The 9,596-nt window shown below is 68.3% G+C and carries 8 protein-coding genes, 1 tRNA gene and 1 pseudogene; 3 read left to right on the forward strand and 7 right to left on the reverse strand.

Translation table 11 applies throughout. From position 1 onward, the window contains the following. The first annotated feature begins 375 nt into the window (after positions 1-375). The 3 genes and pseudogenes from IWX89_RS18020 to IWX89_RS18030 all read left to right on the forward strand — a co-directional run. Positions 376-744 carry a YciI family protein gene (locus IWX89_RS18020; protein ID WP_196904915.1) on the forward strand — a complete coding sequence of 123 codons (369 nt, stop codon included), beginning with the start codon at positions 376-378 and terminating at the stop codon, positions 742-744. Next, on the forward strand, positions 741-2,027 hold the full coding sequence (locus IWX89_RS18025; protein WP_307836624.1) for a DUF6596 domain-containing protein: 1,287 nt from the start codon (positions 741-743) through the stop codon (positions 2,025-2,027). Before IWX89_RS18020 ends, IWX89_RS18025 begins: the two co-directional genes overlap by 4 nt. A 152-nt stretch (positions 2,028-2,179) precedes the next feature. Further along, positions 2,180-2,458 (forward strand): annotated as a pseudogene (locus IWX89_RS18030) (tyrosine-type recombinase/integrase); the annotation flags it as partial. 65 nt (positions 2,459-2,523) lie between these two features. Here the strand turns inward: IWX89_RS18030 and IWX89_RS18035 are convergent. From IWX89_RS18035 to hisS, 7 genes are all read right to left on the reverse strand, one after another. Next, positions 2,524-2,599: transfer RNA gene (locus tag IWX89_RS18035), tRNA-Leu, on the reverse strand. 54 nt (positions 2,600-2,653) lie between these two features. Further along, positions 2,654-4,192 carry an NAD(P)/FAD-dependent oxidoreductase gene (locus tag IWX89_RS18040; protein ID WP_196904917.1) on the reverse strand — a complete coding sequence of 513 codons (1,539 nt, stop codon included), beginning with the start codon at positions 4,190-4,192 and terminating at the stop codon, positions 2,654-2,656. Positions 4,193-4,229: 37 nt separating this feature from the next. Next, on the reverse strand, positions 4,230-5,507 hold the full coding sequence (locus tag IWX89_RS18045) for a S8 family serine peptidase (RefSeq protein WP_374220542.1): 1,278 nt from the start codon (positions 5,505-5,507) through the stop codon (positions 4,230-4,232). Beyond that, on the reverse strand, positions 5,504-6,025 hold the full coding sequence (locus IWX89_RS18050; RefSeq protein ID WP_196904918.1) for a DUF501 domain-containing protein: 522 nt from the start codon (positions 6,023-6,025) through the stop codon (positions 5,504-5,506). The genes IWX89_RS18045 and IWX89_RS18050 overlap by 4 nt, the downstream gene beginning before the upstream one ends. Further along, positions 6,022-6,498: a septum formation initiator family protein gene (locus IWX89_RS18055; RefSeq protein WP_196904919.1), complete on the reverse strand. Its 477-nt coding sequence runs from the start codon at positions 6,496-6,498 to the stop codon at positions 6,022-6,024. Before IWX89_RS18055 ends, IWX89_RS18050 begins: the two co-directional genes overlap by 4 nt. A 118-nt stretch (positions 6,499-6,616) precedes the next feature. Next, the gene (gene eno / locus IWX89_RS18060; protein ID WP_196904920.1) at positions 6,617-7,897 is read right to left on the reverse strand and encodes a phosphopyruvate hydratase; all 1,281 of its coding nucleotides are present in this window, start codon (positions 7,895-7,897) and stop codon (positions 6,617-6,619) included. Positions 7,898-7,991: 94 nt separating this feature from the next. Further along, entirely contained in the window at positions 7,992-9,254 is a 1,263-nt protein-coding gene (gene hisS, locus IWX89_RS18065) for a histidine--tRNA ligase (protein ID WP_196904921.1), read from the reverse strand. Between the last annotated feature and the right edge of the window lie 342 nt (positions 9,255-9,596).

Consider the following 9,596-nt stretch of genomic DNA (forward strand, 5'->3'; position numbering starts at 1 on the left):
TGGGCAGATCTGTTGGCCATGAGTGGGCAGTTTTCATGGCCACCAGCGGGCATTTCTACTGGCCGCCCGTGGGCAGTTCGGATTGGCCATTGACAGTGCTGTCAGCCACGGTGCGCGTCGCGCTGTGGGAGGGAGTCAGGCGGGTGTGGGCGCAGGTGTTCCGCTAGACGCCCCCGACGCCCGTCGATGCGACGAAACCCGTGCCGCTCATCTTTGTCGTGGTCATCGCGCTGATCGCGATGGGGAGAGTGCTCATCCTCGCCGACATCTTCAACCCGGTCTCTCTCTTCTGAGATCTTTTTCGAGAGCTGTCGAAAACGGGCTTGTCCGTTCGCTGTAAGAATGAAACGGTTCCATTGACGAAAGGACACGACCGTGAAGTACGTCATCATGTTTACCTTCGACCCCGAGCTCGATGCGCAAGTGCCGGCGGACCGGATGCAGGGCCTTTACGCGCGCGCCTACGAGTGGTACGGAGTGAATGCGGCACAGATTGCCGCCGGTGGAGCCCAACTGCAGCCGGTCGAGACTGCGACCACCCTGAAGTACAGCGAGAGCGGCACCGTGGTGGTAGATGGGCCGTTCTCCGAGGCCAAGGAGGTCGTCGGCGGCTTTGATGTCATCGACGTCCCGGATTTGGACGCCGCGATCGCCCTGGTCCGGACATGGCCGTTCCTCGAACTGCCCGGCTGGGGTGTGGAGATCCGCCCGATCTTGACCAGCGGCAGCCAGTCCGAGGAGTGAGCGGTTCGGATGCCGCGGCCCGTCCGGACGACGCGAGCGCGCCGAGCGGCGAGGTCGCGGCATCCGATCTCCTTCTCTCGCAAGTCGTGCGCGAGCAGTCCGGACGAATCGTGGCGGCGCTGGCCCGGTCTCTCGGCAGCCTGGACATCGCCGAAGAAGCGGTGGCCGAGGCCGTCGAGGAGGCGCTCCGCGGGTGGCGGAAGGGCGGGATCCCGCCGAACCCGGGCGCATGGCTCACGCAAGCCGCGCGCCATAACGCGCTCGATCGCCTGCGCCGCGAGAAGAGTTACCGCGAGAAGCTGGCCCGCATGGGACCCGGCATCGACCCGGAGTCAGCGGCGCCGAAAGACGCCTGGCCCGACTCGTCCGCCGAGCTCGACGACCGGCTTCCGCTGCTGTTCGGCTGCTGCCACCCCGCACTGGCGCCAGAGGCTCAACTCGCGCTCACGCTGCGAGCGGTGTGCGGCCTCACCACCGCGCAGATCGCGCGTGCCACCTTCAGCACCGAGCCGGCGACGGCGCAGCGAATCGTGCGCGCCAAGCGGAAGATCGGCGCGACCGGCATCCTGCTGCGTGTACCGGACGCGACGGATCGGGCGGCCCGGCTCGACATCGTCCTCACGATCGTGTCGGTCATGTACAGCGAAGCGCATCTCGTCGCCGGCGGCGACGCCGCCGCGGACCGCGACCTCGCAGATGACGCGCTGTGGCTGGCAGGCGTGATTGCGGCGGCGCTTCCGCGTGAGGCGGAGGCTCACGGCCTCCTCGCGCTACTGCTGTTCCACAGGGCGCGGGAATCGGCGCGGTCCGTGGACGGCGAACTGGTGCTGATGGCCGATCAGGACCGGTCCAGATGGAACCAGACTCTCATCGTTCGCGCACGCGCCGAGCTGGAACAAGCCGCCCGGTTACGGCGCCCAGGCCGTTGGCAGCTGCACGCGGCGATCGCCGCGTGCCACGCGGATGCCGAGACCGCAGCGAAAACCGACTTGCTGCAGGTGCTCGTGCTCTACGACCTGCTCATTGGCTACGACCCATCGCCTGTGGTGCGGCTCAATCGCGCCGTCGCGCTGGATCGGGTGGGAGCCCCCACGGCAGCGCTCACCGAGGTCGACGCCCTTGAGGGCCAGCTCACACGGACCCACCTCTGGCATGCCGTGCGCGCGCACCTGCTGCGTCGGCTCGGACGCGACGACGAGGCACTCGCCGCGGATCTGCACGCCCTGGAACTGACAGCGAACGACGCCGAGCGTCGACTCCTCGCTGCGCGCACCGGTAGGTGACCGTTTGGTTGCGCGGCCTTACGCCAGTCTCGCGCCGCACGCGGCACACCAGGCCGTTGCGAGAGGTCGCCGCCTTCGCCTGGCGCGCCAGGCCTGCGCGTGTGGCGGCTAAGCCGACGATGCCGAAGGTGAATCTGAGCCGCTACCTCGGCGGGTGGTTCGTGTACGCACTGCGCCGGGCCAAGCTGGCCGACCCGACATTCCCAACGCTGACGCTGCATGACCTCCGGCACACTGCCGCGAGCCTGGCCGTTTCGGCTGGCGCGAATGTCAAAGCGGTGCAGCGAATGCTCGGCCACGCCTCTGCCGCGATGACGCTGGACGTCTATGCGGACCTGTTCGACGACGACCTAGACGCTGTTGCCGTGGCCCTGGATCAAGCCAGAACTATTTCAAGTGTGGGCAAAATGTGGGCACGGAGTGGTCAATAGCCCTCAAATAGACCTCTCGAAGGCCGAACTTCCGCGGAATCACGCGGAAGTTCAGCGACGGATCATGGTGCCCCCACTGGGACTCGAACCCAGACTGTGACGATTTTAAGTCGTCTGCCTCTGCCATTGGGCTACGGGGGCGCGCCCGGCCGAGGCCGGACGCTTCAAGCGTAGGTGCTGCCGAGAGCACCGGTGTTACTTCGACGCGGAAACGGTCTCCTCGACGTCGACGGTCTCCTCGGCCGACGCGGCCGTTACAACCGGCTTCGCGGCGGTCTTCCGCGGAGCCCGCGGTGCTCGGGCTGCCGGCGCGGTCTTCTCGGCGGCAGTCGCCGTCTTCACAGCGGCAGCGGCGGTCCTGGCCGGGGCGGCCTTGGCGGTAGCCGCCTTGGCCGGTGCGGCGGCTTCCGCCGGCGGCTTCGGGCGCGACGCGAACTCCTCGAACACGGCGCGCGGGTTCTCCACGGCGGCGAGCGAGACGATGTCGCGTCCCAGGAAGAAGTTGTTCACCCAGCCCCAGACGACGCGGAGCTTGCGTTCCCAGCTAGGCATGGCAAGACCGTGGTAGCCGCGGTGCGCGATCCAGGCCGGCAGGCCGGTGATCGCGATTTTGCCCGACTGGAAGACGCCGTGGCCGACGCCGAGGCCCGCGACGGCGCCGAGGTTCTTGTGCAGGTATTCCTTGGGCGTTTCGCCGCGGAGCACGGCGACGATGTTCTTCGCGAGGAGCTTGCCCTGGCGCACCGCATGCTGGGCGTTGGGAACGCAGAAGCCGCCCACTCCCCCGCCGCTGAGGTCGGGCACGGCGGTGACGTCGCCGGCGCCCCAGGCGTCCGCGATGATCTCGTCTTCGGTGCCGACCCGCAGGTCGGTGCGCACCTGCAGGCGGCCACGCTCTTCGATCGGCAGGTCGGTGTGGCGCACGATCGCCGGGTTCGCCATGACACCGGCGGTCCAGACGATGAGGTCGGTCTCGAAGCTCTCGCCGGTGGACAGTTCGATCTTGCCGTCGACCGCGCTGGTCAGCTGGGTGTTGAGGTGGATCTGCGCGCCGCGCTGATCGAGGTTCTTGATCACCCAGAGGCTGGTCGGCACGGACACCTCGGGCATGATCCGCCCCATCGCCTCGACGAGGTGGAAGTGGGTGTCGTCGAAGCCGATCTCCGGGTAGGACTTCAGCAGCGAGGTGGCGAACGAGCGCAGCTCGGCGAACACCTCGATGCCGGCGAAGCCGCCGCCGATGACGACGAAGGTCAGCAGGCGGTCGCGCTCGGGGCCGGCGGGCAGCTGGGCCGCCTTGTCGAAGTTGGTGAGCACGCGGTCGCGGATGGCGACTGCCTCCTCGATGGTCTTCAGGCCGAAGGCCTGGTCAGCGACGCCCGGGATCGGGAAGGTGCGCGAGACGGCGCCGGCGGTGACCACGACGATGTCGTAGACGAATTCCCACGGCTCGCCGACCGGGGGCGTGATGGTCGCGGTCTTCGTGGCGTGGTCGATGTGGGTGACCTTGGCCGTGAGCACGTTGGTCCTGGAGAGGTGACGCCGGTGAGCGACGACCGCGTGGCGGGCCTCGATGGAACCGGCCGCGACCTCGGGCAGGAACGGCTGGTACGTCATGTACGGAAGCGGGTCGACCATGGTGACCTCGGCTTCGCCGGCTCGCAGCCATTTCTCCAGCTTCCAAGCGGTGTAGAAACCCGCGTAGCCGCCGCCGACAATGAGAATTTTGGGCACGATTAGAGGTCCTCCTACAGATTGGATGCGCGAAAACTTAGCGTTTTGATCGTAATCGCTTGAAGTGCCGAGTGGCCCCTACGCCGAACAGCGTTACTAGGATACCAAACCCGACAAGAACCATGAGCGGCACCGTCACATACGTCAGGCTCAGCGGACCGGGCAGCCACGCCGCCGCCAGGTTGTGCGCGGGGAGGGCGGGGTCCTTCTTCGGCGGGACCGGCGCGACCGCCGTGGTCTCCGGGGCCGGTGTCGGGACGGTATCGGCGCGGCGGTGCACCCGGATCCACTCCTCGAGCAGCTGCGTCGGCGTTGGCGAGGTGGAGGCAGACACGGATGCCGTCACGGCGGCGGCCGCGTCGATCAGCCCGTTCCCGTAGATCGGGCTGGGCACCACGTGGCCGTTCGGGTTCGCCGTGGCGATCACCCGGTTCATCACCTCGGCCGCGTCCAGTTTCGGGTAGGCGGAGCGCACGAGCGCGACCAGGCCGGAGACGATCGGCGCTGCCGCACTGGTCCCGTCCCACTGCACGTAGCCGCCGCCCGGCACCACTCCGACGAGCTGCTCGCTCGGGGCTGCCACCGAGATGGTGATGCCCTGCGAGGAGGCGTCGAAACTGGCGGCCTTGTTGCGGTCGACACCGCCGACCGTGAGCACGCCGGGGATGGTGGCCGGCGCGCCGACCTCGGTGGTGCCGCTGCCCCGGTTGCCGGCGGCCGCGACGACGACGACATCGTGCTCGAACGCGTAGAGGAACGCGTCATCCCAGCTGGTGGGCCAGTCCAGGGTGTTGCGGGTCAACGACATGTTGATTACGTCTGCCCCGTTGTCGACGGCCCACCGGATGCCGGCGGCGATCTGGTCGTCGTTGCTGAGGGTGGCGCCGTTGGTGCCGAACGCGACGGACACGGCCAGGATCGACGCGGCCGGGGCCACGCCGATGATTCCGGTTCCCTCGCCGGTGCCGCGACCGGCCATCAGCGAGGAGACGAGGGTGCCGTGTTCGCTGCGGTCGCCCACGGGGGTCTGGCCGTTGGCGGAGCCGAGACCGGAGACATCCGTGCCGCCGACGACGGCGCCGGCCAGTTCGGTGATGTTGGGGGCCACACCGGTGTCGATCACGGCCACCTTCACGCCGGCGCCGCGGGTGGTCGCCCAGGCCTGGGTGAAGCCGTAGTCGTTCAGCCAGTACTCGAGGTCGCGCACCTGGTCGGCGTGTGCCGGCGGCGCGTCGACGACCACGGATGCCCCGCCCAACGCCAGGGCCAGGCTCAGGCCGACGCCCGTCCCGATCCGTCGCCAGGTTGAGGTCACGCGTCCGCCGCGGTGTAGTCGAGGCACTCGCAGACCGAGGGCGACCAGGCCGCCCTGGCCAGGGCGAGGTCGCCGATCGGGTTGACGCCCGGTCCGGCGGCGAGGGAATGCGCGGCGAGGGCGTGCAGGCACTTGACCCGTTCCGGCATGCCGCCGGAGGAGATCCCGGCGATCTCGGGGACGACCCCGATCGATTCGCGGTCGGAGAGGAAGCCCTGGTGCGCGCGGAGGTAGCGGGCGCGGACGTCCTCGTCGTCCTGGAGCAGCTGGTTGTACTCGTTCATCACCTGGGTGGCCTCGAGGAAGGACAGCGCGGCGGTGGCGGCCGGGTGGGTGAGGTAGTAGAAGGTGGGGAACGGCGTGCCGTCGCTGAGCCGCGGCGCAGTGGCCACCACTGTCGGGGCGCCGCAGACGCACCGACCGGCGATGCCGACGACGTCGCGGGCAGGCCGGCCCAGTTGGGCGGAGACCGTATCGATGTCGGACTGGCTGGCCGGGGCGAAGGGTGGCCGCGTCATTTCGCGGCCTCCGGGGCGAGACCGGCTGTCATGACGGAGGCGAACATGGAGGAGAGCCAATCGACGTTGGTGTTCTGGATGACGGAGCTCGCCGGCGGCGTCTCCGTGCCGCCCGCGACGGGAAGGGCGAGGTCGTTGATCACGAGGAAGCTGACGTCGCCGGGGAGCACGTAGGAGAGCCGGTCGCGGGCCTGGGTCGTGACGAAGGTGCGGTCGTTCCAGCGCTCGCGCTCCGACTTGAGCTCGTCGACGCTGCCCTGCTGGGCCGTGACGGCCTTCGTCAGCCGCTCGATCTGCTGCTGCTGCTCGGCGTAGGTGCGGATGCCGGGGGCCAGCACGATCACGGCGAGGATCAGGATGCCCATCATCATGAAGGAGAAGCCCGACAGCCGCAGCCCGCGCAGCCAGTTGCTGGTGGCGGTTTCCGTGGTTGTGAGGGCGACGGGGTGTCGCTCCGCGCGTTTCCTGCCCATGGCTCACCCCTCTCGCACTCGTCGGGTTCGGGAGGCTACTCGAACCCTAACCGAATCCGGACAAAAAAATGGAGCTCTCGAGGCCCGGCTGACCCGGGCCTCGAGAGCTCCGGAACAGCTAGGCCTTGAACCGCGGGAAAGCGGAACGGCCCGCGTAAACCGCGGCCTCGCCCAGCTCTTCTTCAATCCTCAGCAACTGATTGTACTTGGCGACGCGCTCGCTGCGGGCAGGCGCTCCGGTCTTGATCTGGCCTGCGTCGACGGCGACCGCGAGGTCGGCGATGAAGGTGTCTTCGGTCTCACCGGAGCGGTGGGAGATGACCGTGGTGTAGCCGGCGCGCTGGGCGAGGGCAACCGCGTCGAGCGTCTCGGTGAGGGTGCCGATCTGGTTGACCTTGACCAGGATCGAGTTGGCCGTGCCGAGCTCGAGGCCCTTGGCCAGGCGAACCGGGTTGGTCACGAACAGGTCGTCGCCGACGATCTGCACCTTGTCGCCGAGTTCGGCGGTGAGGTGCACGTAGCCTTCCCAGTCGTCTTCCTCGAGCGGGTCCTCGATCGAGACGAGCGGGTACGCGGCGACGAGCTCGACGTAGTACGCGGACAGCTCCTGGGCAGAAAGTTCCTTGCCCTCGAAGTGGTAGACGCCGTCCTTGTAGAACTCGGAGGCGGCACAGTCGAGCGCGAGGCCGATGTCCTTGCCGGGCGTGTAGCCGGCGTTGGTGATGGCTTCGACGATGAGGTCGAGGGCCGCACGGTTGCTGGGCAGGTTGGGGGCGAAGCCACCCTCGTCGCCGAGGCCGGTGGACAGGCCCTTGGACTTGAGGAGCGCCTTGAGCGCGTGGTAGGTCTCGGTGCCCCAGCGGAGGCCCTCGGCGAAGGATTCGGCGCCGAGCGGGACGACCATGAATTCCTGGATGTCCACGTCGTTGTCGGCGTGCGAGCCACCGTTGATGATGTTCATCATCGGCACCGGCAGGGTGTGCGCGTTCGGGCCACCGAGGTAGCGGAACAGGGGCAGGCCGGCCGAGGTGGCGGCGGCCTTCGCGACGGCGAGGCTGACGCCGAGGATGGCGTTGGCGCCGACGCGGTGCTTGTTGTCGGTGCCGTCGGTCTCGTTCAGGACCGCGTCGACGATGCGCTGGTCGGTGGCGTCGAGGTCCTCGACTGCCGGGCCGAGCTCGTCGATGACAGCGTCAACAGCCTTGAGCACGCCCTTGCCCAGGTAACGCGACTTGTCGCCGTCGTGCAGTTCATAAGCTTCGAACGCACCGGTCGATGCGCCGGACGGAACCGCAGCGCGGCTAACCGAACCGTCATCAAGCAATACCTCGACCTCGACGGTCGGGTTGCCTCTGGAGTCAAGAATCTCGCGCGCTACTACTGCCTCAATGAGAGCCACAGCTATCTCCTGTTTCCTTTTTGTCTTCTTTAATTGGGGGTGAAAATCTGAGGGAATCTAGGAAGACCTCGCTGTGTTCCAATCCCATAACAGTCTAGTGATGGTGGGCTGATTCGCCCAGCGGACGGACCTGGAGCGAGGAGGCCTCGACTGTTTCGGGGGTGACGAATGCGTATCGCCCGTACCCGGCGGCCGCCGCCCGGTCGAGCAGCGCCGTGAGGTTCTTGGTGCGGCGTTCGAGGCGCACGCGCAGCCCCGTGGCAACGAGGGACGCCTTGAGCGCCACGAGGGCGGCCGGGTCGGCATCCTTCTCGTGCACCAGCACGACCGCGTCGGTGTCGGCCGTCCCGGCCTGGCCGAGCAGGTCGACGATGCGCTCGAAGCCGATCGAGAAACCGCAGGCAGGCACGTCAGTGCCGAGGAACCGGCCGATCATCCCGTCGTAGCGGCCGCCGCCGCCGAGCGAATAGCCCAGTTCCGGGTGGGCGATCTCGAAGATCGTGCCCGTGTAGTACCCCATCCCGCGCACGAGGGTGGGGTCGAAGACCAGTCGGGTGGCCGGCAGGGCGTCGCGCAGGGCGCGCAGGTCGGCGTAGGCGGCGAGGTCGAGCCAGGCCGGAGCGTCCGCGTCCCAACCGAGGCCGGGCATCCCCTCGAGGGTGCCGGCGATGCCGTCGGTGTCGACGCCGAGGGTGCCGAGCTCGGTGACGACTCCGGAGACGCCGATCTTGTCGAGCTTGTCGATCGTGATCAGCGCCCGTTCGGCGAGCTCGGGTGGCACGTTCCAGTGCGCGAGCAGGGAGGCGAGGATGCGCCGGTCGTTGATCCGCACGGAGCAGCCGGTCAGGCCGAGGGCGTCGAGGGCCGCGGTGGTCGCGGAGATCAGCTCGATCTCGGCGAGCGGTCCGGCCTCGCCGATGATGTCGATGTCGCACTGGACGAACTGCCGGTAGCGGCCCTTCTGCGGGCGCTCGGCCCGCCAGACCGGGGCGATCTGGATGGACCGGAAGACGGCGGGCAGTTCGGCCCGGTGGCTGGCGTAGAACCGGGCCAGCGGCACGGTGAGGTCGAAGCGGAGACCCAGGTCGGCCAGCGACAGGAGGTCGCCGGACTCGGCGGCGGCCGCGACATCCGCCGGGGACAGCCCGCGTTTGAGCACGGCGAACCCGAGCTTCTCGTTGTCGCCGCCGAGGCCGGAGTGCAGGCGGGCCGAATCCTCCATCACCGGGGTTTCGATCTCGTCGAACCCGTGCGCGGCGAAGCTGCGCCTGATGGTGCCCAGCGCGTGCTCCCGGACCGCTTTCTCGTTGGGGAGGAAATCGCGCATGCCGCGCGGCGGGGTCACAGGTGCTGCCATGCCTCCAATTGTGTCAGTTCCCGCTCCGACGCCGTTCCGCCCGGCGTTCCGTTCGCAGCCCGAGGTGTTCCGTAATCAGGAGCCCGAGGGTGTTCCGTGTTCAGGAGAACAGCCGGGATTCGGGCCGGCCCGGGGCATCCGTCGCACTGTTCCGGGTTCCACACCTGAATTCGGGACAGAACCTCGCGCTGGAATCCGGGCAGGAACTCGCGGACGAGGGCGGGCGGGGAGGGCAGGACGACCGGGGCTAGGAGACCGCTGATTTACAACGTTTCAGTGGGCCAATCGAGTCTTTAGAGCGTTTTTTGCCCGGTGGCCGGGCCCGTGAAAGCGTCCTCGGGG

This window comes from Cryobacterium sp. MP_M3 (assembly GCF_015752155.1).
Taxonomy (GTDB): domain Bacteria; phylum Actinomycetota; class Actinomycetes; order Actinomycetales; family Microbacteriaceae; genus Cryobacterium.

Coding starts and splice junctions, on each gene's coding strand:
- IWX89_RS18050 (WP_196904918.1), bottom strand. CDS start 6,025: ATGACGCGGCCACCCTTCGCCCCGGCCAGCCAGTCCGACATCGATACG.
- IWX89_RS18055 (WP_196904919.1), bottom strand. CDS start 6,498: ATGGGCAGGAAACGCGCGGAGCGACACCCCGTCGCCCTCACAACCACG.
- hisS (WP_196904921.1), bottom strand. CDS start 9,254: ATGGCAGCACCTGTGACCCCGCCGCGCGGCATGCGCGATTTCCTCCCC.